This is a genomic window from Micromonospora sp. USAFONa4 (assembly GCF_057197825.1).
In genome coordinates this window covers 3,985,810-4,007,907 of record NZ_CM170072.1, presented here as the reverse complement: position 1 = coordinate 4,007,907, position 22,098 = coordinate 3,985,810, and the positions used below count along the sequence as shown (strand labels likewise).

At 73.0% G+C, this 22,098-nt stretch carries 20 protein-coding genes and 1 tRNA gene; 19 read left to right on the top strand and 2 right to left on the bottom strand.

From position 1 onward, the window contains the following. Positions 1-3: 3 nt before the first annotated feature. The 16 genes from AC0OO9_RS17765 (at position 4) to AC0OO9_RS17690 (ending at position 17,305) form a co-directional block, all read left to right on the top strand. Entirely contained in the window at positions 4-1,242 is a 1,239-nt protein-coding gene (locus tag AC0OO9_RS17765; RefSeq protein WP_484511200.1) for an acyl carrier protein, read from the top strand. Further along, on the top strand, positions 1,239-2,738 hold the full coding sequence (locus AC0OO9_RS17760) for a class I adenylate-forming enzyme family protein (RefSeq protein WP_484511199.1): 1,500 nt from the start codon (positions 1,239-1,241) through the stop codon (positions 2,736-2,738). The genes AC0OO9_RS17765 and AC0OO9_RS17760 overlap by 4 nt, the downstream gene beginning before the upstream one ends. Next, positions 2,731-3,981, top strand: coding sequence for a type III PLP-dependent enzyme (locus AC0OO9_RS17755; RefSeq protein ID WP_484511198.1), 1,251 nt, complete (start codon positions 2,731-2,733; stop codon positions 3,979-3,981). Before AC0OO9_RS17760 ends, AC0OO9_RS17755 begins: the two co-directional genes overlap by 8 nt. A gap of 7 nt (positions 3,982-3,988) precedes the next feature. Continuing rightward, on the top strand, positions 3,989-4,231 hold the full coding sequence (locus AC0OO9_RS17750) for a phosphopantetheine-binding protein (protein ID WP_089002193.1): 243 nt from the start codon (positions 3,989-3,991) through the stop codon (positions 4,229-4,231). After that, a complete protein-coding gene (locus AC0OO9_RS17745) occupies positions 4,228-5,385 on the top strand; it encodes an acyl-CoA dehydrogenase family protein (RefSeq protein WP_484511197.1) in 1,158 nt (385 codons plus the stop codon). Before AC0OO9_RS17750 ends, AC0OO9_RS17745 begins: the two co-directional genes overlap by 4 nt. Further along, positions 5,378-6,523 (top strand): acyl-CoA dehydrogenase family protein, encoded by a 1,146-nt coding sequence (locus AC0OO9_RS17740; protein WP_484511196.1) that lies wholly within the window; start codon positions 5,378-5,380, stop codon positions 6,521-6,523. The genes AC0OO9_RS17745 and AC0OO9_RS17740 overlap by 8 nt, the downstream gene beginning before the upstream one ends. Beyond that, positions 6,517-7,212, top strand: coding sequence for a 4'-phosphopantetheinyl transferase family protein (locus tag AC0OO9_RS17735; RefSeq protein ID WP_484511195.1), 696 nt, complete (start codon positions 6,517-6,519; stop codon positions 7,210-7,212). Before AC0OO9_RS17740 ends, AC0OO9_RS17735 begins: the two co-directional genes overlap by 7 nt. Continuing rightward, positions 7,209-8,150, top strand: coding sequence for a hypothetical protein (locus AC0OO9_RS17730; RefSeq protein ID WP_484511194.1), 942 nt, complete (start codon positions 7,209-7,211; stop codon positions 8,148-8,150). The genes AC0OO9_RS17735 and AC0OO9_RS17730 overlap by 4 nt, the downstream gene beginning before the upstream one ends. A 10-nt stretch (positions 8,151-8,160) precedes the next feature. Continuing rightward, positions 8,161-9,726 carry an amino acid adenylation domain-containing protein gene (locus AC0OO9_RS17725; protein WP_484511193.1) on the top strand — a complete coding sequence of 522 codons (1,566 nt, stop codon included), beginning with the start codon at positions 8,161-8,163 and terminating at the stop codon, positions 9,724-9,726. After that, the gene (locus AC0OO9_RS17720; protein ID WP_484511192.1) at positions 9,719-12,148 is read left to right on the top strand and encodes a condensation domain-containing protein; all 2,430 of its coding nucleotides are present in this window, start codon (positions 9,719-9,721) and stop codon (positions 12,146-12,148) included. The genes AC0OO9_RS17725 and AC0OO9_RS17720 overlap by 8 nt, the downstream gene beginning before the upstream one ends. Before the next feature lie 13 nt (positions 12,149-12,161). Next, complete coding sequence (locus tag AC0OO9_RS17715; protein ID WP_132231720.1) at positions 12,162-12,920, top strand: HalD/BesD family halogenase; 759 nt, start codon at positions 12,162-12,164, stop codon at positions 12,918-12,920. 5 nt (positions 12,921-12,925) lie between these two features. Continuing rightward, the gene (locus AC0OO9_RS17710) at positions 12,926-14,152 is read left to right on the top strand and encodes an argininosuccinate synthase (RefSeq protein WP_282313095.1); all 1,227 of its coding nucleotides are present in this window, start codon (positions 12,926-12,928) and stop codon (positions 14,150-14,152) included. After that, positions 14,149-15,069 carry a methionyl-tRNA formyltransferase gene (locus tag AC0OO9_RS17705; RefSeq protein WP_484511191.1) on the top strand — a complete coding sequence of 307 codons (921 nt, stop codon included), beginning with the start codon at positions 14,149-14,151 and terminating at the stop codon, positions 15,067-15,069. Before AC0OO9_RS17710 ends, AC0OO9_RS17705 begins: the two co-directional genes overlap by 4 nt. A 55-nt stretch (positions 15,070-15,124) precedes the next feature. Further along, positions 15,125-15,496, top strand: coding sequence for a VOC family protein (locus AC0OO9_RS17700; protein WP_132231726.1), 372 nt, complete (start codon positions 15,125-15,127; stop codon positions 15,494-15,496). A 4-nt stretch (positions 15,497-15,500) separates the two neighbouring features. Beyond that, the gene (locus tag AC0OO9_RS17695) at positions 15,501-16,025 is read left to right on the top strand and encodes a flavin reductase family protein (RefSeq protein ID WP_484511190.1); all 525 of its coding nucleotides are present in this window, start codon (positions 15,501-15,503) and stop codon (positions 16,023-16,025) included. A gap of 971 nt (positions 16,026-16,996) precedes the next feature. Then, on the top strand, positions 16,997-17,305 hold the full coding sequence (locus AC0OO9_RS17690; protein WP_484511189.1) for a hypothetical protein: 309 nt from the start codon (positions 16,997-16,999) through the stop codon (positions 17,303-17,305). A 492-nt stretch (positions 17,306-17,797) separates the two neighbouring features. On the opposite strand, the gene AC0OO9_RS17685 is transcribed toward AC0OO9_RS17690, so the two are convergent. Then, positions 17,798-17,870 (bottom strand) — tRNA-Arg (locus tag AC0OO9_RS17685). A gap of 565 nt (positions 17,871-18,435) precedes the next feature. Between AC0OO9_RS17685 and AC0OO9_RS17680 the strand changes: the two genes are divergently transcribed. Further along, positions 18,436-19,266, top strand: coding sequence for a M23 family metallopeptidase (locus tag AC0OO9_RS17680; protein ID WP_484511188.1), 831 nt, complete (start codon positions 18,436-18,438; stop codon positions 19,264-19,266). A gap of 140 nt (positions 19,267-19,406) precedes the next feature. Beyond that, positions 19,407-20,363, top strand: a complete 957-nt coding sequence (locus tag AC0OO9_RS17675; protein ID WP_484511187.1) for a DUF817 domain-containing protein — start codon at positions 19,407-19,409, stop codon at positions 20,361-20,363. A gap of 138 nt (positions 20,364-20,501) precedes the next feature. Here AC0OO9_RS17675 and map read toward each other — a convergent pair whose 3' ends face one another. After that, on the bottom strand, positions 20,502-21,320 hold the full coding sequence (map, locus tag AC0OO9_RS17670; RefSeq protein ID WP_484511186.1) for a type I methionyl aminopeptidase: 819 nt from the start codon (positions 21,318-21,320) through the stop codon (positions 20,502-20,504). A 74-nt stretch (positions 21,321-21,394) separates the two neighbouring features. Here map and AC0OO9_RS17665 point away from each other — a divergent pair, with 74 nt between their 5' ends. Beyond that, positions 21,395-21,661, top strand: a complete 267-nt coding sequence (locus AC0OO9_RS17665; protein ID WP_484511185.1) for a helix-turn-helix domain-containing protein — start codon at positions 21,395-21,397, stop codon at positions 21,659-21,661. Positions 21,662-22,098: the final 437 nt, after the last annotated feature.

Genomic DNA, 22,098 nt, shown 5'->3' with positions numbered 1-22,098 from the left:
GACATGGTCGCTGTGCCTGCGGTGCCGACGCGCAGCCGGGAGTGGACGCCGGTGCTGACCGGTCTCCGCGCCGACCTGCTGGACTGCGTACAGGTGAACCTGGCCGCGCTGGCCGACCGGGCCTACGGGCCCGGGGCGCACCTGGCGCTCGGGGCCACCCTGCGCTTCCACACCGCCGACGGGCCGGCCGGGACGCCGGCGGTGACCGCGTCGGTGGACCAGCGGCTGGCCGAGGCGGCCGACCTGCTCGGCCTGCGGGTCACCCGACGCTGGGACGACGTGCCGGGCGCGCGGCTGCGCGAGCTGGTGGCGGAGCACTCGCCGCTCTACGTGGTCGCCGACACGTTCACCATGAGCTGGCTGCCGTACGCCGGGAACCAGCACATGGAGCACAGCTTCCTGCTGGTCGAGGCCGGTGAGCACTGTGTCGTGGTCGACGGCTACCACAACTCCACCCAGTGGGGTGACGCGCGACCGGGGACGTGGCGGATGTCCGCCGCCGACTTCGACGCGGCGGTGCCCCGCGCGACCGCGATGACCGTCGTCGCCGACGGCGCCCCGCTGCTCGACCGGGCGGCGGTGCTGCGGGACAACGCCGCCGCGTTGCGCGCCGAGGCCGACCGGATCGAGGACTACCTGGCGGCGGTCGGACGGCGGGCGGGCGAGGCGGAGGCGGCGGCCCAACTGGTCCTCGACGTGTGGCTGCTCGGCCGGTCCCGGGCCCTGCACGCCGCCTGGCTGGCCGGCGACCCGGACGCCGCCGACGCGGCACGGGAGGCCGCCGCCCGCGCCGACGCCTGGCTCGCGCTCGCCGGGCAGAGCTACGTGGCGATGCGCCGGGTCCGCCGGGGCGGCGTCTTCCCCGCCCCCGTCCTCGACCAGCTCGCCGGCCTGCTGCGCGACGACGTGGCGCTCGCCGGACGGCTCGCCGACGCCGGGCCGGTGCCGCCGCCGAGGGACGGATCCGCCGCCGACCCGGGCCGGATCCGCGAGGTGCTGGCCGACGAGGTGCGTGGCGTCCTCGGCGTGGGCCCGGAGGTGCCGGTCGACGGGCGCCCGCTGCGGACGCTGTCGGGCTTCAACTCGTTCCGGCTGGTCGAGGTGATCGAGCGGGCGGAGACCCGACTGGGGGTGGAGCTGGACCCGGACGACCTCACCGGCCCGGCCCTGCACGACCTCGACTCGCTGGGCGCCGTGTTCGAGCGGGCCCGGCCGGCGACGCAGGGGGTGTCGGGCCGGTGAGCGGGCTGCTGCACGAGCTGCTGGACCGCACCGCGGCCGCCCGGCCGGACGCGCCGGCGATCGCGCACGGCGACCTGGTCCAGAGCTACGGCGAGCTGGACGCCGCCAGCCGGCGGCTCGCCGGCTGGCTGGCCGGGCGGGGTGTGCGCCGGGGCGAACGGGTGGTGGTCTGCCTGCCCACCGACCCGCTGCTGCCCGCCCTGCTGTACGCCTGCTCCCGGGCGGGCGCCGTGTTCAGCGTGGTCAACGACCAGTCCCCCGCCATCGCCCTGGCGCACGTGCTGACCGACGCCGAGCCGGCGCTGCTCGTCACCGACAGCCCCCGGGCGCTCGCCGTGGCCGCCGAGCACGGGGTGCCGACCGTCGGCTCGGCGGACCTGCGCCGGATCGTGCGGGACGGCCCGGACGCCGAGCCGGCGGCGGCCCCGCTGGCCGTCGACCCGGTCTGCCTCATCTACACCTCCGGCAGCACCGGGATGCCGAAGGCGGTGGTGTCCACCCACGCGCAGGTGGTCTTCGCCGCCGGGGCCATCGCCGCCCAGCTCGGCTACCGGGCCGACGACGTCGTGTGGTGCGCCCTGCCGCTCTCCTTCGACTACGGCATGTACCAGATCTTCCTCAGCACGTTGGCCGGTGCCCGGCTGCACCTGGCCTCCCCCGCCGACACCGGCCCGACGCTGCCCCGGCACCTGGTGAACAGCGGCGCGACCGTGCTGCCCGCCGTGCCCGCCCTCGCCCGTGGCCTGGCCCGGATGCTGTCCCGCCCGGGCACGGCCGTGCCGGCGCTGCGCCTGCTCACCAACACCGGCGCGGCGATGCCGCCCGAGGTGCTGCGCGACCTGCGCGCCCGGATCCCCACGCTGCGCGTACAGCTGATGTTCGGGCTCACCGAGTGCAAGCGGGCGGCGATCATGCCGGTGGACGAGGACCTGCGCCGGCCCGGCGCCTCCGGGCGGGCCCTGCCGGGCACCGAGATCCTGATCGTGGACGCGGACGGCGCGGCGGTGCCGCCCGGCACCGTCGGCGAGATCGTGGTCCGCGGCCCGCACGTGATGGCCGGCTACTGGCGTCGCCCGGAACTAACCGCCCAGCGCTTCCCCCGCGTCGAGGGCCTCTTCCCCCAGCTGCGCACGGGCGACCACGGCTGGCTCGACGCCGACGGCTACCTCTACTTCCACGGCCGGCGCGACGACATCTACAAGGAACGCGGCATCCGCGTCAGCGTCACCGAGGTCGAGGCGGCGGCGCACCGGATACCGCAGGTGCAGGCCGCCGCCGTGCTGCCGCCCCGCGCCGAGGACGGCGGCGACTCGGCCACCCTGTTCGCGGTGACCGAGCTGACCGCGCCGGAGGTGCTCGCCGCGCTGCGGACCGAACTCGACGAGATCAAGACGCCCCGGACCTGCCTGGTCGTGCCGGAGATCCCGCTGACCCGCAACGGCAAGGTCGACCGGGCCGAGCTGTACCGGATGTGGTCGGAGCGCGCCGGTGTCTGAGCTCGCGGAACTCTTCGACCGGCCGGACGCGCCGCAGACCCCGACGTACCTCTACGACACCGACGAGCTGGCCCGCTCGTACGCGGCCCTGCGCGCCGCCCTGCCCGGGCCCGCCGAGCTGTTCTACTCGCTCAAGGCCAACCCGCACCCGACGGTGGTCGCCGACCTGACCGCCTCGGGGTGCCGGGCGGAGGTCTGCTCCCCCGGCGAGCTGCGCGTCGCGCTGGCGGCCGGCTGCGACCCGGCCGAGGTCCTCTACACCGGCCCCGGCAAGCGGGACGTCGACCTGGCCGAGGCCGTACGGGCCGGCGTCGGGCTCTTCTCCGTCGACTCCCCGTACGGGCTGGACCAGCTCGACCGGGTGGCCCGCGAGCACGGCGTCGAGGTACGCGCGCTGGTGCGGATCAACGACGACACCCCGGCCCCCGGGCAGGGGCTCACCATGACCGGCGTCGCCTCGCAGTTCGGCGCGGACGTGCGCTGGGTGCTGGACCGGCCCGAGCTGTTCGGGCCGCGCCGGAACGTGTCCCCGGTCGGGTTCCACCTCTACATGGGCAGCAACGTCGACGGCGAGGACGCCCTGCTCGCCCAGTTCACCCAGTCCGTCGACACCGTACGGCGGCTGGCGACGGCGACCGGGACGCAGCCGGAGCTGATCGACCTGGGCGGCGGCTTCGGGGCACCCTTCGCGCGGGCCGGCACCCGGCCGGAGCTGCCGAAGCTCGCGGACCGGCTGACGGCGTTGCTGGGCGACGCCTTCCCGGGCTGGCCGGAGCGGGGGCCGGGAGTGGCCTTCGAGTCCGGCCGGTACCTGGTCGGCACCTGCGGCACGCTGGTCACCCGGGTCCTGGACGTGAAGCGGTCGCAGGGCGCCACCGTGGTGGTGCTGGAGTCGGGCATCCACCACCTCGGCGGGATGTCCGGGCTGCGCCGGCTGCCGCCGATCGTGCCGGACCTGGTCACCGTGGACGCGGCGGCCGGCCCGCCGGTGCCCGGGACCATCGTCACCGGGCCACTGTGCACGCCGCTGGACACGTGGGCCCGCGCCGCGGCCCTCCCGCCTCTGGTCCCCGGCCAGCTGGTCGCCGTGCCCAACGTGGGCGCGTACGGCCTCTACGCCAGCCTGGTGGCCTTCCTCGCGCATCCCATGCCGGTCGAGGTCACCGTCGCCGGGGGCCGGATCACCGGCGTGACCCGGCTGGAGCTCACCCGGCACACCGTCATCGGCAGCGACAGGGGTTGATCTGACAATGGACGCCGCTTTTCCGGACCTGCTCAAGCCGTTCCTCAAGTACGCGGGAACGCAGCCCATCACCGCCGAGGCCTCGCTCAACGAGCTGGGTCTGGACTCGATGCGCGCGATCGAGCTGTTGTTCACCATCGAGGACACCTACGGCGTGTCCATGCCCGACGAGCTGCTGACCGACAGCACCTTCGCCACCGCGGGCAGCCTGTGGAACACCATCGAGTCGCTGCGGGGGCGGGCGGCGTGAGCACCGCGACCCGCCACGAGGCCGCGCTGGAGGAGGTGCTGGCCGCCACCGCCGCGCACGCGGAGCAGGCCGACGAGGCGGCGGAGTTCCCCGTCGCGGCGCTGGACGCGATGCGGGCCACCGGGCTGCTCGGCCTGCTCGTGCCGGCGGAGCACGGCGGCGGGGGCGGCGGGCTCGGCGACCTCGTCGACGTGACGCTGCGGCTGGCCCGGGTGGACATGTCCGTCGCGTTGATCTTCGCGATGCACTGCCAGCAGGTGGTGGCGGTGGTCCGGCACGCCGACGGCCCGTTCGCCGCGCGGCTCCTGCCGGAGCTCGGCAAGGGCGACGTCTACCTCGCCTCGGTCACCACCGAACGCGGCAAGGGCGGGCACCTGCTCAGCTCGGAGTCGACGGTCCGGCAGGACGCCGGGACGTTGACGATCGACCGGGACGCCCCGATCGTGACGGGCGGCCAGCACGCGGACGCGTACCTCATCACCACGCTGGCGCCGGACGCCACCTCGCCCAGCCAGGTCTCCCTGGTGTACGCCCGCCGCGACCAGCTCACGCTGGAGGTGCGCGGCGGTTGGCAGCCGCTCGGGATGCGGGCCACCCAGAGCGTGCCGATGCGGCTGACCGGGCGGGTGCCGGCCGACCAGGTGATCGGCGCACCCGGGAAGTTCCGCGAGATCGTCGCCCCCACCTTCGGGCCGCTGGCGCACATCGGCTGGTCGGCGGCGTGGCTCGGCGCGGCGACCGGCGCGCTGTCGCGGATCCTGCACCACATCCGCGACGCCGGCCGGGGCCAGTTCGATCCCTCGTCGGAGCTGCTGCTGACCCGGCTGGCCCGGGTCCGGGGCCGGCTCGACCTGGTCAACGCCCTGCTGCGGCACACCGTCGCCGCCGTGGAGGGCACCCCGGACGTGGCCGACCCGTCGACCCAGCTGCTGGTCAACTCCCTGAAGGTGCACGCCGCCGAGCAGTGCTTCGCCGCCGCCGACGAGATGGTGGAGCTGGTGGGCCTGCGGCACGGCTACCTCAGGTCGTCGCCGCTGTACCTGGAGCGCGTCTTCCGGGATCTCCGCTCGGCCTCGCTGAACTACGCCAACGACCGGCTGCTGCTGGTCAACGGGGCGCTGACGCTGCGCGACCGGCAGGTGCACCTTGCCTGAGCTGCGGACGGCACCGGCGGCGGCCCCCACCGGGGGTGTCCCGGCGGCACCCGATCCCGGCGGCGACGTGGCCGCGCGTACCGGGGCGGCGCTGCGCGGGCTGGAGTCCCCGGGGGACGCCCGCGCGGTGTGGCGGGCGCTCGGCGAGCACGGCCTGCTGCGTGACCTCGGGCCGGCCGAGCTGCCGGGGCTGCTCGGTACCCTCGACGCGTACTGCCCGGTGGGGGTGGTGCTGTCGGTCTGCGTCCAGGTCGCCAGCGCGCTGCCCGTCCTGCGCGAACAGGTCGACGCGGAGCCGGCGGACGGGCCGGTGCGGGCCGCGTACCTCGACGCGGTCGCCGGTCGCGCGGCGCTCGCGCTGGCCGCGACGGACCGCGACGGCGCCGGCTCCGACCTGATGGAGCTGGGCACGACGGTACGCCTCGACGACCGGTCGCTGGTGCTCGACGGCGGGAAGCGGTGGATCACCAACGCCCGCACCGCCGGCCACGCGCTCGTGCTGGCCCGGCACCGTCCGCAGCGGCACTTCACCAGCTTCGTGTGGGTGCTGGTGCCCACCGACGCCCCCGGCGTGCAGGTGTCCGCGACCCGGGGCACCCCGCTGACCGGCGCCGGCCTGGGCGATCTGCACTTCGACCAGGTGTGCCTGGACCGGTCGTACCTGGTCGGCCGGCCCGGCCGGGGCATGGTCAGCTTCGCCCGGCACATCGCCACGGAGCGCTTTGCCGGCGGCGTGTGGGCCGCCGCGATGTGCCGGCGGGTGCTCGCCGACACCCACCGCCGGCTCGTCGAGCGTCCCCTCGGCGACGGCCGGGCCTGGGACAACGCGGCGATCCGGGAGCGGTTCGCCCGGTGCGTGGTGGAGGCCTGGCGGATCGAGGCGGCCTGCGACGCCCACCGGAGGAGCACCGAGCCCCTGGTGACCAGCATGCTGCTCAAGACGTCGGTGGCGCAGGGCCTGGACGTGGTGCTCGGCGAGTGCGCCGCCCTGCTCGGCGCGGAGGCGTACGCCGAGGGCGGGCTGGCGCAGCTGCGGGCCGCCGCCGGCATGTTCGCCACGGCCGGGGGCGCCACCGGCGCGATGCTCGCCGGGATCGCCGAGCACGTGCCGGACCTGCTGCGGGACCGGTCGTGGTGACGGCCCGGCAGCGGACGGCGCTGGCCTGCCGGGCACGGCCGCGCCGGGACCCGACGGGCCGGCACCGGGGCATCGTCCGGCTGCGGCTGGGCGCCCGGGTGCGGGTGGCCGTGGCCGAGCAGCGGCTGCTCGCCCACCTGCCGCCGGCACCGGCGGACCTGGCGACCGTCGGTGACCTCCCCGCCGGCCCGCGCGCCGAACGGCTGGCCGCGCGGGCGCTGCTGCGCCTGCTGCTCGCCGCCGAACTGGGCCGGGCGGCCGGCGCCACGCCGATCGCCGCCCGCGGCGGCGGCCAGCCGCACCTGCCCGAGTGGCCGGGGATCAGCGTCAGCCTGTCCCACGACGCCGGGACGGTGGCCGCCGCGCTCGGCCGGGGCGTGCCGGTCGGCGTCGACGTCCAGGTGCCCGTGCCCGCGCCGCCGGCCCTGCTGCGCCGCTGCTGCGCCCCGGCGGTCCGCACCGCCCTGGACCGGCTGCCCGCACCGGCCCGGGACCGCGAGTTCGCCTGGATCTGGACGGTGCAGGAGGCGTGCGTGAAGGCGACCGGCGCCGGCCTCTCCGGCCGGCCCTGGGCGATCCCGGTGCCCGCCGGACGGCGGACGGGCCGCTGGGCCGACCTGCGGTGGGTGAGCCTGCGCGGGCACAGCCGGGTGCCGGCGAGCGTGGCGCACGTGGTGGGTACGCGATGACCGCCCCGGACCCCCGCTTCGCCGGGCTGAGCTGCTACACCGCCAACCTGGCCGGCTACCGGGCCGGCGAGTTCGCCGACACCCCCGACCGGTTCGCCGACTCGGTACGCGTCGCGGTGCGCACGGACCTGCCGGAGGGGCAGCTCGCCTTCTCCCACCACCGGGTGCCGCTCGACCGGCTGCCGGACGGCACCCGGCTGGCGTGGGCCACCGCCCCGGCCGACGGCGTCGTCGGGTCCGTCGACGCGGAGCTGCGGCGCCACGGCCGGGTGCTGGTGGTCACCGACAACGCGGCGCTGCCCTGGTCCCCCTCGACCGGCGGCACCGCCCACGCGCCGCACTGGCTGCTGGTCGACGACCGGCGCGGCGACGACTGGCACGTGGTCGACGGGTTCAGCGGGCTGCTGCCCGCCGGCGAACAGGAGCCGTACGCCGGCTGGCTCGGCACGGCAGGGCTGCTCGCCGCGATGACCCCGCCGCCGGCGTGGCGCCCGGAACAGGACCGGCGCAACGCGTTGGCCTTCGGCTTCTGGACGCCCCCGCCGGCCGGCGCGCAGCCGCAGTGGCTGGTCCGTACGGGCAGCGCCGGGGACGAGCCGGAGCTGCCCGGCGACTGGCTGCTGGACGAGGACGCGGCCCTGGAGTTCCTCCGCGACCACGTCGTCGCGCACCCGGAGGCCGCCGGGGCGCACCTGGACGACCTGTGGGCCGTCGCCCAGCACCGGACGTTCCGGTACCGCCACCTCGGCGACGACGAGGCGGTGCGGGCCTGGGCGGACCTGCCCCGGGCCCTGCGCTTCGCGGTGGAGTCGGCCCGCCGGGGACGCCCCCGGTCCGCGCTGGTGCGGACCACCTTCGACCACCTGCGGCACCTGGAACGAGACCGGTCGACCACCCCAGCGCCGGCGGCGGACCGCCCGCACCGGCAGACCTTGTGAAGGATGTGCGATGCAGACCCGTACCCTCTACGACTGGTTCCGTACGTCGGCCCGGCAGTACCCGGACAACGTGGCGATCGAGGTCGCCTCGGACGCACTGACCTACGCCGAGTTGCGGGCCGCGGCCGAGCGGTTGTCGGCCGCCATGCAGCGGGTGCCGGGACGGCCACCCCGACGGGTCGGGCTGCTCACCTCCCGCAGCCTCGTCGGCTACATCGCCTACCTGGCCGCCCTGCGGCTGGGTGCGACGGTGGTGCCGCTCAACCCCGCCAACCCGGCGGCCCGGAACCTCGCCATCTCCGACGAGGCGGGGCTCGACCTCGTCATGGTCGACGACACCTCCGGCGACGGGCTGGCCGAGTTCCGCGCGCAGACCACCGTCACGGTCCTCGACCTGACCGGTGAGGGCTGGCGCCGGTTCCTCGCCCCGGGCGACGCGGCGGAGATCCCGCCGGAGGTGGAGCGGGGCCGCGACGACTTCGCGTACATCATCTTCACCAGCGGCACCACCGGGAAGCCCAAGGGCGTGCCGGCGACCCACGCCAACGTCGACTCGTTCCTGACCGAGGTCACCAAGCGGTACCGCTTCCGGCCCGAGTCGCGGGTCTCGCAGACCTTCGAGATGTGCTTCGACGGCTCGATCCTGGCGATGTTCGGCGCGTGGGGCACCGGCGCCACCCTGTGCGTGGCGCAGCGCGGCGACGTGCTGACGCCGGTGCGCTTCATCAACACGAAGCGGCTCACGCACTGGCTGTCCGTGCCGTCGCTGATCTCGTTCGCCAAGCGGTTGCGGGCGCTGGCGCCGGAGAGCATGCCGACCCTGCGGCTGAGCTCCTTCGGCGGGGAGCCGCTGACCATCGAGCAGGTCAACGACTGGACGGCCGCCGCGCCGAACACCGCCGTGATCAACTGCTACGGCCCCACCGAGACCACGGTCATCGTCACCGCGTACGAGGTGCCCGCCGACCCGGCCGCCCGGATCGAGTCGTCGAACCGGTCGGTGCCGATCGGGGACATCTACCCGCACCTCGACTACGTGCTGCTCGACGAGGACCTGCGCCCGGGCGACGACGGCGAGCTGTGCGTCCGTGGTGAGCAGCGCTTCCCCGGCTACCTGGACCCGACGGAGAACGCGGGCCGGTTCGTCTCCTTCGACGGCGAGCGGGGCCGGCTCTACGACGGCACCGGGCCGCTGACCGCCGAGCACTGGTACCGCACCGGCGACCGGGTCCGCCGCGAGTTCGGCGAGCTGGTGCACCAGGGCCGCATCGACCACCAGGTGAAGGTGCGCGGCAACCGGGTCGAGCTGACCGAGATCGAGGCCGCGCTGCGCGCCCACGCCGACGTGGTGGAGGCCGTGGTGCTCACCGTGGCCGGCGCCGACGGGGAGCTGGACCTGCACGCCGTCTACACCGGCGCGGCGCTGGCCGACGACGACCTCACCCGGCTGGTGGGACACCTGCCCCCGTACATGCGGCCACGGGCGTTCCACCACCGGGCGGAGATCCCGCTGACCGAGGTGGACAAGGTCGACCGCAAGCGGTTGACCTCCGAGCTGCTCGCCACCCGTGGCTGAGCAGCACGCCGGGGCGGTCCCGGGCCCGGTCCCGGCCACCGGCATGCAGGAGGCCCTGTGGTGGGTGCACCAACGGGCCCGCGACCGGTCCGTCTACCACCTCACCTGGCGGCTCGCGGTCGACGAGCCGCTCGACGAGGCGGCGCTGGCCGTCGCCTGGCAGGCGATGGTCGACAGGCACGAGGCGTTGCGGACCTCGGTCGTACGGCAGGCGGACGCCGTCACGCTGGTGGTGGCGCCCCGGATCGTCGTGGGCCTGCACCGGGTGGAGGTGGACGACCCGGGACCGGCCGACCCGGGCACCCTGCTGCGGCTCGTCGCCGAGGAGGTGCACGCCGGGCCGATGGAATTGGAGGCCGCACCACTGGCCCGGATCACCCTGGTCCGGGTCGGCGACCGGCACGAGGTGCTGCTGACCGTGCACCACGTGGTCCTCGACGGCTGGGCGGTCCAACTGCTCGTCGGCGAGCTGTCCGAGGCGTACGCGGCCACGCGGGAGGGACGTGCCGTCAGCTTCCCGGCCGACCCGGTGCCGTTCAGCACGTACGCGCGGGAGCAGGCCGCGGCCCGCGCGGACGGCCGGTGGGACAAGAGCCTGGCGTACTGGCGCGACGCGCTCGCGGGCGCCGCCTCCGCCGTCCTGGAACCCGACCTGCCGGGCGAGGTGGCCAGCGGCGCGCCCGGGGCGATCCTGCGCTACGGCTTCAGCGCCGAGGCGGGCGCCGGGATCGCCGCCCTGGCGAAGGCCACCTTCGCCACCCCGTTCGCGGTCATCCTCGGCGCGGCGCAGATCGTGCTCGCCCGGGCCGGCGCCGGGCCGGACGTGGCGGTGGGGGTGGTGACCGCGAACCGGATGACCGCCCGCGACCAGGCGCTGCTCGGGTACACCGCCAACCTCTGCGTGGCCCGGGCCACGGTCGACGGGGCGGACACCGTCGCGGGGGTGGTGGGCGCCGCCCGGGACGGGATGTGGCAGATGCTGACCCACCAGGCGGTGCCGTACCCGGTGGTGTTCGGGGCGCTGCCCGAGGCGACCCGGAGCGCGCTGGGCGATCCCGCGCCGCTGCTGCTGAGCTACCTCGGCCCGATCGGCACCGACCTGCGGCTCGGCCCGGTCCCGGCGACGCTGCTGCCCAGCCCGAACCGGGCCGCTCGGGCCGACCTGGCGATGTCCGTCTGGGAGGCCGACGGCGGCTACCTCGCCGAGATCGAGTACCACACCGGGCGCTACCGGGAGAGCAGCGTGCTGGCCCTGCTGCACGACCTGGACGAGGTGCTGGCCGACGGCGGCGCCGAGCCGCAGCGTACGGTCGGCTCGTTCGACGTGGCCACCCGCGCCCGGGCCGGCCGCGCGGCCCCGGCCACCGTTGACCGCGACCGGGCGACCGGCCCGCTGCCCGAGTCGGCGGACTGGCAGCACGTCGTCGCCGCCTGGGCCGACGTGCTCGGCGGCCCGCCGGCCGACGCGGACGTCGACTTCTTCGCCGCCGGCGGCAACTCGCTGAGCGCCCTGCGCCTGGTGGACGCGCTGACGGCCGACGGGCGACCGGCGGTGGACGTGGTGCGGTGGCTGGGCGAGCCGACCCCCCGCCGGTTGGCCGACCTGCTGGGCAACGGGTCGCAGCCGGTGGCGGCGGAGTCGACGCTTGTGGAGTTGCGGGCGGGCCCGGGGCCGCACCTGCACCTCGTGCACGGCGCCGGGGGCAGCCCGCAGGACTACCAGGACCTGCTGGCGGAGCTGCCGGAGCACTGGCGGGTGACCGCCTCCCGCGACAGCGCGGAGCTGCCGACGGTGGCGGCGCTGGCCCGCCGGTACCGGGCCGACCTGGACGCGGCGGGGCTGGTCCCGGACCTGCTCGGCGGGTGGTCCTTCGGCGGTCAGGTCGCCTACCAGATGGCCGCCGACCAGGTCGGACGGCGTTCGGCGCTGGTCGTGCTGGACTCGGCCCCGCCCGTCGGGTACGAGCTGCCGGCCGACGAGGTCCGGGACCGCTTCGACACCTTCACCGAGAACATCCACCGGGCCCTCGACCTGGAGCCGGACGTCCCGAGGCCCCGGGTGACGGGTGGCCCGGAGCCGGCCGGCTTCGACGGGCGGCTGGCCCTCGGCGCGCTCGCGGCCAGCCTGGCCGCCGTCGGGCAGCCCGTGCCCACGGCGCTGCTGGCGCACCGGTGGCGCAGCTACGAGCGTCACGTCCGGGCCAGCGCCGAATACGTCCACGACGGCCCGGTCGACACTCCCGCGCTGGTGATCGGCGCGGACCTGCTCGACGCGCAGCTCGCCGAGTGGACGGCGCGGGTCGGGGCGGCCCGGTCCCAGCGGATCGGCACCGACCACTTCGGAGTGTTGCATTCCGCCGCCGTGACGCAGGTGGCGGCGGCCGTCATCGATTTCGCGCGCGTCGCGGCGGCGCGAGGTTAACCAAGGAGGATCCGTGTTCGACTCGAGAGTCTTGTACCAGGAACTGCGGGAGCACGTGGAGCGCGACGTGGCGCCGGACGACGTCGCCACGGCCCGCCGCGACTTCTCCTACCTGGGGCACGCGAAGGTCTCCTTCGTCGCCCCCGACAGCGTCAAGAAGGCCGTCGCCGACGAGGTCAACGAGCTGATCGACAAGGCCGGCACGCGCCGGGACCTGCGGTTCGCCGAGACCGACTACACGCCGCGCCGGATGCGCAACGTGACCCGGGCCGAGATCGCCGAACTCGGCACCGTCATCAACGGGATCTACACCGCGGAGCCGATCCTGCGGGTGCTGTCGGAGGTGGCCGGCGAGCCGGTGCACCCCTGCCCGTACGAGCCGGAGCAGTTCGTCATCACCTGCCTGGAGAAGGACGGCGACACCCACGGCTGGCACTGGGACGACTTCACCTTCGCGCTGGTCTGGGTGGTCGAGTGCCCGCCGGTGGAGCACGGCGGCTTCGTCCAGTGCGTGCCCAACACCGTCTGGAACAAGGAGCGCCCGGAGGTCAACCGGGCGCTGGTCAGCCGTCCGATCTACTCGATGGAACTGTTCCCCGGCGACCTGTACCTGATGCGGACCAACACCACGCTGCACCGGGTCGCCCCGGTCCGCCAGGGCCGCCGCAAGATCATCAACATGGGGTACGCCTCGACGTCCGACCTGACCCGCGACTTCACCCACGAAACCATGGACCAGCTGTGGGCGACCGTGCCCGCCGGAGAGGTGTGACCATCATGTCGACTCGGAACAACATCGCCCCCCAGCACATCGTGCTCGCCTTCTCCGGCGGGCTCGACACGTCGGTGGCCCTGGTCTGGCTCAAGGAGCGGTACCGCTGCCGGCTGACCGCGTTCATCGCGGACCTCGGGCAGGGCGAGGAGCTGGACACGGCCGCCCGCAAGGCCGAGAAGCTCGGCGCCGACGAGGTGCGGGTGGTCGACCTGCGCGAGGAGTTCGCCCGGGACTACGCCTTCCCCATGTACCGGGCCAACGCCCTCTACGAGGGGCAGTACCTGATGGGGTCCTCCATCGGCCGGCCGCTGATCGCCGCCGCGCAGGTGCGGGTGGCCGAGGAGGTCGGCGCCGACGCCGTGGCGCACGGGGCCACCGGCAAGGGCAACGACCAGATCCGCTTCGAGATGACGTTCGCCGCGCTGCGCCCCGACCTCACGGTGATCAGCCCGTGGCGGGAGTGGGACCTGGCCTCCCGCAGCGACCTGCTCGCGTACGCCGGCAGGCACGGCATCGAGCTGGACCTGAGCAGCGGCGAACGGCCGTACTCCATCGACAGCAACCTGCTGCACACCTCGTACGAGGGCGAGGCGCTGGAGGACCCGGCGCAGCCCGCGCCCGAGGGGCTGCTGTTCCGGGTGCGCGACCTTCCCGACACCCCGGACGAGCCCGAGACCGTCGAGATCCACTTCCAGGGCGGCAACCCGGTCGGCGTCAACGGGACGCCCCTGTCCGCCAGCGCCGTGCTGGAGACGCTCGACGGGATCGGCCGCCGGCACGGCATCGGCCGGCTCGACATCGTGGAGAACCGGATCTTCGGCATGAAGACCCGCAACATCTACGAGGCCCCGTCGGGCAGCCTGCTCTGGCACGCCCACCGGGCGGTGGAGTCGCTGGTGCTCGACCCGGAGGTGGCGCAGCTCAAGGAGGAGCTGATGCCGAAGTACACCGCCCTGGTCTACCGGGGTCTCTGGTTCGCCCCGGAGCGGCTGATGTTGCAGACCGCCATCGACTTCAGCCAGCAGGACGTCACCGGCGACGCGATCCTGCGGGTGCACCGGGGCACCGTCCAGGTGATCGGCCGTCGCTCCCCGCACAGCCGCTACGACACCGCCTTCGCCACCTTCGAGGCGGACGACGTGTTCGACCAGCGCGACTCCTCCGGCTGGCTGCGGGTCAACACCGTCCGCTTCCGCGCCGGGCGGGCCACCGGGGCGGCGAAGCCGTGAGGATCGTCTTCTTCGGGTACGGCGAGCTCGGCGCGACCGTGCTGCGGGGCATCGCGCCGCACCACGAGGTGCTGCTGGTGCTCACTCACCGGGCCGAGTTCAGCGGGCTCGGCGAGCCGGACGTGGAGCTGGCCGCGGCGGACCTGGGACTGCCGGTGCGCTACTCGGCCACCGCCCGCGAGCCCGACCTGCACGAGCAGCTGCGCGACCTCGCACCGGAGCTCATCGTCTCCACAAACTGGCGGACCCGGGTGCCGGCGGAGGTGCTGCGCATCCCGGAACGCGGCGCGGTCAACACGCACGACGCGCTGCTGCCCGCGTACGCCGGGTTCGGCGCCGTCAACTGGGCCATCCGCAACGGCGAGGAGGAGACCGGCCTCACCGTGCACTACATGGCGGAGGAGCTGGACACCGGCCCGATCATCACCCAGGCCCGCGTGAAGATCGGCCCGCACGACACCGCCGGCCAGATCCTGGAGCGCCTCCTCGCGGAGTACGTGCCGGTCACGCTGAAGGCGTTGGAGCGGGTCGCCGAGGGCCACCGGGGCGAGGCGCAGCCGCCCGAGGGGGCGTCGTTCTACCACCGGATCGGGGTCGAGGACACCCGCATCGACTGGCGGGACAGCGCCACCACCATCTGCGACCTGGTGCGCGGCCAGTCGGACCCGTTCGTCAACGCGTGGACGACGCACCGGGGGTTCCGGCTGTGGGTCAAGGCCGCCACCCGGCCGACCCGGGCGCACGGCGGCACGCCCGGCCGGATCGTCAAGGCCGACTACGGCGGTGTGGTCGTCGCCAGCGGCGGACCGGGCGACGGCGACGACCGCGGGGTGGTGCTGCTCCAGGTCTCCACCGAGACCGGGCCGCCCGTGCGCGCCATCGACTACTTCACCACCTTCGGCGAGTACCTTCACTGACACGGTGACCGGGGGCGCCGGTCATCGCGCGTACGACGATGACGGGAGAGGTCGGATGATCGGTCGACTGCACTCGGTGGTGCTGGACTGTCCGGACGCCGAGAAGTTGGCGGAGTTCTACGTCGAGCTGACCGGCCTGGAGTGGGCCGACAGCGACGGGTACTGGGTGACGCTGAAGGGCGCGGACGGGCATCCCCGCCTCTGCCTCCAGAGCGTCGCCGACTACCAGCCGCCGCAGTGGCCGGATCCGGCCTTCCCGCAGCAGGCCCACCTCGACGTGGAGGTGGACGACATCCAGGAGGCCGAGGAGGCGGTGCTGCGGCTGGGCGCCACCCGGCTGCGCGGCGGCGGCAGCCGCAACCACGGCTTCCGGGTCTACGCCGACCCGGTGGGACACCCGTTCTGCCTGGTCTGGGGCCAGGACTGACGCCATGACCAGCCAGGACCGGGCAGTGGAGTTCCGCCGTACCGCCGGGGCGTTCGCCACCGGCGTCGGCATCGTCAGCAGCGTGTACGACGACATCCCGCTGGCGATGACGGTCAACTCGTTCACCACCGTCTCGCTGCACCCCACCCTGGTCCTGACCTGCCTGAAGCACCGGAGTCGACTGCTCACCCAGATCCGCGACTCCGGCATCTTCGCGGTCACCGTGCTCGCGGCGGACCAACGGGACGTCGCCCGTTGGTTCGCCGACGCCCGGCGGCCCTCCGGCGCGGCCGCGTTCGCCGGCGTCCGGGTGCACCGGGCGCCGGCCACCGGCTGCCTCGTGTTCAGCGAGGGACTGGCCTACTTCGACTGCCGCGTACGCGACCTCTCCGACCAGGGCGACCACTCGGTGGTCATCGGGGAGGCGGTGTCGTACGGCCCACTGAATCCGGCGAAGGCGCCGCTGCTCTATCTCCACGGGTCGTACCGGTCGATCGCGCCGGTGCCTCCGGCGGTGTCGGCCGCGTAAGGGCCCACCCGGCGGCGTCCGCCGCCCCGCGCCGCGCAGAACGCGATTCGGGTACGACGACGGAGTACAGGGGGATGGCAATCAGACAAACGAGCCCCTCCCTTTCGGGACGAGCACTGTCGCGTCATGGCCAATTCTGTTCGCCCGGCCAGGATCCGAACCTGCGACAACCAGCCCGGTCAGGAATACCGCACGACGCACGCCTCGTACGGATCGATCACCTGCTGCCGCGGAAGACGCTCCAAGCCATTAGGGCGAGAGCAAGCTGCAAATGGTCCAACGCCCATCGACGGCTCGACCGCGACTCGGCAACCCGCCCCCACACCGGTCGCCATAACCACCTCGATCGCGGCCAACAACAGCATCTTGCGCCAGGTCCAACGACCAATTAAGAACCGGTCCGCGCTGCCCCGCAGTCACGCCCTCTGGGATTGGCCCAATTTGACGGACAGTAACCATCGACTACGTCCGCCACGGCACCAGCGACCTTTGTGCCGCAGCGGACGTGACCCATCGGCCAGACCCAGCGCATACGCCGCCACCAGGAGTCTTGTGCCTCCTCCGCACCATCGACCGGGCGGGCCAGGACCGAACTGGAACCACACATCATGCTGGGCAGCTACGCCAGTCCGCCATCCAGCAGGGACTCATTGAGCACGCCAGTTCCACCCGCACTTCACCCCGAACTACTCGTCGTGACCGAACCCTGGGCGAACTGGTTCCGCGAGCCAATCTACGCAACCACGTCGGTCGCCCGGCGCAGTCTCACCGACCTTTGTGACCGCCCGGATCGCGGCACGGAACGCCGCCTCAAGCCGTCTACCTGGACCGGGGCAGCAGACGACATCCTCGAAACAGCTTTCGCGTCCCGCGAACGATTTAAAAAATGTCAACACCAGGCACAACCGAATTGACAGTGGTTGATTCTCGTGGCAGGCTCAGGGCATCCCTTCGAACAGAACGGAGCTTCAATGCGCGCGATTCGAAAGATCCTCGCTGCCACCGCCGTCACCGGCGCGACCGCGGTGTCCCTGCTGACGGGTGCGGCCCCCGCGTCCGCCGACGCTGGAGCCAACGCAGTCGGTTGGTACACGGGTTACGGCTCGGGATCCTCCGCCTCGCTCGCCATCTGGTCGGCGGAGAACGACGCCAAGTGGAAGGCTCAGATGGGCGGCTTCAACACCTACCTCGACTGCCGCACGACCTACAGCAGCAGCACGAAGGTCAGCGACTACTACTACACCGCCAACGTGCAGCTGTACTGCTACACCTTCAGCTGAGCCACCGCTCGCCGATCGCCGGAAGGAGTTCGTCAGGCACCACCAGGCGCACTCCTTCCGGTCGTCGGCGATCTGCCCGGGGCGCGGAGGACGTACCAGCTCGTCCGCAAGACGCACGACGTCGCCGCGGTGCGTTCGCTGGTCGACCGACATTCCGCTCCCCGGGCCGCTTTCCTCGCCGCCACCCCAACAAGATCGTCATCTGGCTCGACGAGCCATGCAGCCGAGCAGGGCGAAACAGCCGCCCACGTGGTCGACCACTGAGCACGCGTCAGTACGGGTTCGTGACACTGCAGACGCGCATCCCATCGCTCACCCTTGGCGGGGACACTGACCTGCACGAACAGCCCCACTCATGCGGTCCGAGATCTTTGCACGTGTTTCGCGCACGGCTGCAAACGGCGGCTTCAGGTGACAACCGGCTGCACGGGTCGCCCGATCGAAGTGGGAACACTTCCGCTGCTCAGATGGCGCTTTGGCTGACCTTCGAGGTGCCCCCGGCAGGATTCGAACCTGCGACACACGGTTTAGGAAACCGATGCTCTATCCCCTGAGCTACGAGGGCGCGAGGGCCTAGTCTAGCGACCTGAGGGTTCACCTGGGTGGCAGGGCGTGACCCACGTTCACCCACGTTCCCCGGACCACCGTTCTCCCAGCCCAGGACCACACCCGGAGCATATGAACCCCCGTCTGCGACAGGCGGTCGGTCGCGGTGACCCGCGTTGGCACCGGTTCACCCGGGTCCGCTGGCCGCCGCCCCCGAATGGCACGGCGTACCACCGGGTCGGTGGTCGCCGTTAGAGCGCGACGTTCTTGACCAAGCCGGCCACAGTCGCACCCGCTTCGGGATCGCTCTCTGATCCACCCACAAAACCGGGGCACGCTGCGGGTATCGCAGCCGGGCCGTTGTCGGCTCAGCGAGTGGCGGGACGTCGCCCAAGCACGCAGCAACCGGCCGCCCCCAGGACCCGGTCCGTCCGGCGATCCTCCTGGAAGCGACCCACGCGCAACGTGACCTACGACGTCGCAGGCCCTGGCCTGGTTACGTCACGGAGAGGGCTCGCGTGACGCCCCAAAGCGACCGCAGGGAAACCCTTGCCCTCCAACGGAAGTGGCCTTAAGTTGCATCGATGATCCTCAGCGGGGAGCTTCGCCCTGACCCTCCTCAGAATGTCAGCCACGGCGATCTGCGGCCCGAGGATCTCGGTGGCATCGCCTATCTGCGTGGACTTTCGAGACGGGGGTTCATCACCGGCGCCGCGTTGGCGGCATCCGGGGTGTCGGCCGCCTTCGCTCTACTGCCCGGCTCCGCTCAGGCTGCCGGCAGCTATCAGAGGCCGTGCGGAAACGTCCGGATCTCGAGCTCGTGGCGGGACCACCGGAACAGGACGCCGCCCTCGGGTGAGCCGGGCACCGACTATGCGGTCGGAACCGGCACTCCCGTCAAGGCCGCGGCGAACGGCACCATCCGTTACGTGAAGACCGACACCTCCACCGCGACCGGGCGCGTCGTGGGGATGGCTCACGACGATGGCAACTACACCCGGCACCTGCACCTGTCGAGGATCGCCGTCTCGACCGGTCAACGTGTGTCGCGAGGCCAGACGATCGCGTACTCCGGCGCCTCGGCGCACGGCAGTGACTACGGCGTCGGGCCGCATGTGCATACGAGTCTCTGGCTGAACACCGGCAGTCCGACGGATTTCCGCGCGACGGTGGATTTCGAGAACTACGTCGGAGACGTCGCCAACCCGAACCCGTCCGACCAGGAGGTAGATGAAGTGTTCATCGCGAATGTCAAGGGCAACTGGTACCTCGTAGTCCCCCAGGGCACCGGCAAGCCGCGGGCGGTGGTCCTTGGTGGCGACAGCAATGCCGGCGCTTCCGGCCTCCCCGTCCTGAACTTCAGCTGGGACCCGTCCATCAACGCACTCAGGGCCGCGGTCGACGGCATCGGCTGAGCTGGCCTGACGCGTCACGGCGGCCCGGGATCCACGCGGCGCAGGAAAGCGGCAGCGTCGTCCAGCCAGTCGCGATCGTGCGGGCCATCCGCGTGCCGCCGGCGCGGATGCCGCCGTTTCGGGAGCACTAACCTCGGGCGATGCGACACGTCCCCGTCGAACCGGCCTCGCTCACCACGGCCGAACGCGCGATCGATGCCCGCTTGCGCGTCGCGCTGGCCCGGCTGCCGCGTCACGGGCCGGCCGGGTGGCTGACCGAGCTCCTGGCCTTCGGGCTCAAACAGGCATGGGCATGTGTGTTCGGCGCCGCCATGCTCGCGGTCATCTGCGCGGCGCACCTGTGGTATCCGGACGAAGCATCGTTCGCCCGCAACGATGCCCTCACGGTCGCCGCCATCGCCATCCAGGTCGCGATGGTGGCCGGCCGCCTTGAGACCCTGCGCGAGCTACGAGTGATCGTCCTGTTCCACCTCGTCGGTACGCTCATGGAGCTGTTCAAGACCCACATCGGTTCGTGGACCTACGAGCCCGACGGCGTGCTCCGGCTCGGCGGGGTGCCCCTGTTCAGCGGCTTCATGTACGCCGCGGTCGGCTCCTACATGGTCCGGGTGAATCGGTTGTTCGACCTGCGCTTCACGCGCTACCCGAAGCGCTGGCTGACGGCCGCGGTGGCGGCTGCGATCTATCTCAACTTCTTCGCCAACCACTACGTGCAGGACCTGCGGTGGCTGCTCGTCGCGCTCGTCGCACTCGTGTTCGGGCGTTGTGTCATGCACTTCCGCATCTTCCGGGTGCGGTGGCGGATGCCGCTGCTGCTGGCCTTCCTCCTCGTCGCCTTCTTCATCTGGCTCGCGGAGAACGTCGCCACCTGGTCGAACGCCTGGCTCTACCCGAGCCAGGTGGGCGGATGGCATCCGGTCTCGCTGACAAAGCTGACGTCGTGGTTCCTCTTGATGATCATCTCGGTCGTGCTGGTCACCTGGATCTCGCCGCCGCAACCGCCCGACGACCGGCAGCCGCCCCGACGGGCCGACGAGACGGCACCCGACCCGGTGCCAGCCGGCCAGCCGGAGCGGCGGAACAGTCAGACACGCTGAATCCTGACCAGGTCTCGGCTTCCGACGAGACCGCCGTCGGCGAGAGCCGTCAGCGGGACCGTCGTCCGCGAGAACCGTCGGAGCAGTCCTAGCCTGCTGTCCCGTCGATGTCCGCTCAAGCCCGAGGCAGGCAGTGGGTCAGGAGGCTGCGGCGGGCTTCCTGGTGGGGTTGGCAGAGGCGGCGCCCTGAGTGGGGCGGCGGGTCAGGACCTGAGGACCGGAAGCCGTGATGGCGACGGTGTGCTCGGAGTGGGCGGTGCGGGAGCCGTCGGCGGAGCGGATCGTCCAGCCGTCCTTGTCGAACTTGATTTTGTCGGTGGAGCGGCAGAACCAGGGCTCGATGGCGATGGTGAGGCCGGGGTTGAGCTTCAGGCCGCGGCGGGGGCGGCCGTCGTTGGACACGTGCGGGGCCTCGTGCATGGTGCGGCCGATGCCGTGGCCACCGAACTCGGCGTTGACGCCGTAGCCGTAGGAGCGGGCGACCTCGCCGATCGCGGCGGAGATGTCGCCGAGGCGGCCGCCGGGCTGGGCGGCGGTGATGGCGGCCTCCAGTGCGACCTCGGTGGCCTCGATCAGTTTCAGGTCGTCCGGCTCTGGGGTGCCGACGACGACGGAGAGCGCGGAGTCGGCGACCCAGCCGTCGATGCCGACGGCCATGTCGATGCTGAGCAGGTCGCCGTCGCGCAGGACGTAGTCGTGCGGCAGGCCGTGCAGCACCGCGTCGTTGACCGACAGACACAGCACGTTGCGGAACGGGCCGCGGCCGAACGAAGGGGCGTAGTCCCAGTAGCAGGACTCGGCGCCGCGTTCCTTGATCCGGCGGCGGGCGTGGTGTTCGAGGTCCATCAGGTTGACGCCGACCCCGGCGACGTCCCGCAGCTCGGCGAGCAGTTCGCCGACGAACTGGCCGGTCACCGCCATCCGGTCGATCTCCTCGGCGGACTTGAGCTCGATCACGACAGCCTCCCTCTCCCCTGTGCGGTATTTTTATACCACGCCAGGTCGGGACGCTCCGGGGGTATCCTGCTGGCATGGTTCGCCAACCACTCACCGCCGAACAGATCGCAGCGGGCCAGCGCCTCGGAGCCGCCCTCCGGGCCGCGCGGGCGGGCCGCAGCCTCGTCGAGGTGGCTTTGGCAGCCGGCATCTCCCCCGAGACGCTGCGCAAGATCGAGGCGGGCCGCCTTCCCGCACCGGCGTTCGGCACCGTGGTCGGCCTCAGCCAGGCCCTCGACGTCCCGCTCGACGACCTGGCCGACGTCTGGCGGGCCGACATGCCCGTCCGCCAGGCGTCCTAGAGACCAGCCGTCCAAACGGCTCGGTGGTCGAGCTGGCGACGCTGGTCAGTCACCGGACGCGGCTGTGTGTCCCGGAAGATCTTGCTTGATGGCTGATCGAGCGGAATCGCACCCGCGGAGGTAACCCTGCGGGCCGGACTGCGCCGGCTCGGCACGTGTCATCTCCGCCTCGCGGGTCCGGGCGTAGCGCCGACGGCAGCGCTCTCCTGAAGCCCCAGCGCCGCCGCGACAGGCAGTGGACCCCGCACCGCAGCCTGCAATGGACCCTCGACGCCGGCACTCACGCTGCGCGAGTGCCGGCGGGGAGACGGTCGGGGCGCTCAGTCGCAGCCCAACCCCTGGGCGTACGCGGGCGGCGGGTTGCCGGCGGCGACCAGCGCGGCCTGGACGGTGAGCCGTGCCGGCACCTCACTGCCGGGGTCGGCGGCGATCGCGGC

Excerpts from the sequence above, each read along its gene's own strand:
- AC0OO9_RS17730 (WP_484511194.1), top strand. The coding sequence starts at position 7,209 with ATGACCGCCCCGGACCCCCGCTTCGCCGGGCTGAGCTGCTACACCGCC.
- AC0OO9_RS17750 (WP_089002193.1), top strand. The coding sequence starts at position 3,989 with ATGGACGCCGCTTTTCCGGACCTGCTCAAGCCGTTCCTCAAGTACGCG.
- AC0OO9_RS17695 (WP_484511190.1), top strand. The coding sequence starts at position 15,501 with ATGACCAGCCAGGACCGGGCAGTGGAGTTCCGCCGTACCGCCGGGGCG.
- AC0OO9_RS17765 (WP_484511200.1), top strand. The coding sequence starts at position 4 with ATGGTCGCTGTGCCTGCGGTGCCGACGCGCAGCCGGGAGTGGACGCCG.
- AC0OO9_RS17710 (WP_282313095.1), top strand. The coding sequence starts at position 12,926 with ATGTCGACTCGGAACAACATCGCCCCCCAGCACATCGTGCTCGCCTTC.
- AC0OO9_RS17680 (WP_484511188.1), top strand. The coding sequence starts at position 18,436 with ATGATCCTCAGCGGGGAGCTTCGCCCTGACCCTCCTCAGAATGTCAGC.
- AC0OO9_RS17700 (WP_132231726.1), top strand. The coding sequence starts at position 15,125 with ATGATCGGTCGACTGCACTCGGTGGTGCTGGACTGTCCGGACGCCGAG.
- AC0OO9_RS17690 (WP_484511189.1), top strand. The coding sequence starts at position 16,997 with ATGCGCGCGATTCGAAAGATCCTCGCTGCCACCGCCGTCACCGGCGCG.
- AC0OO9_RS17725 (WP_484511193.1), top strand. The coding sequence starts at position 8,161 with ATGCAGACCCGTACCCTCTACGACTGGTTCCGTACGTCGGCCCGGCAG.
- AC0OO9_RS17675 (WP_484511187.1), top strand. The coding sequence starts at position 19,407 with ATGCGACACGTCCCCGTCGAACCGGCCTCGCTCACCACGGCCGAACGC.
- AC0OO9_RS17665 (WP_484511185.1), top strand. The coding sequence starts at position 21,395 with ATGGTTCGCCAACCACTCACCGCCGAACAGATCGCAGCGGGCCAGCGC.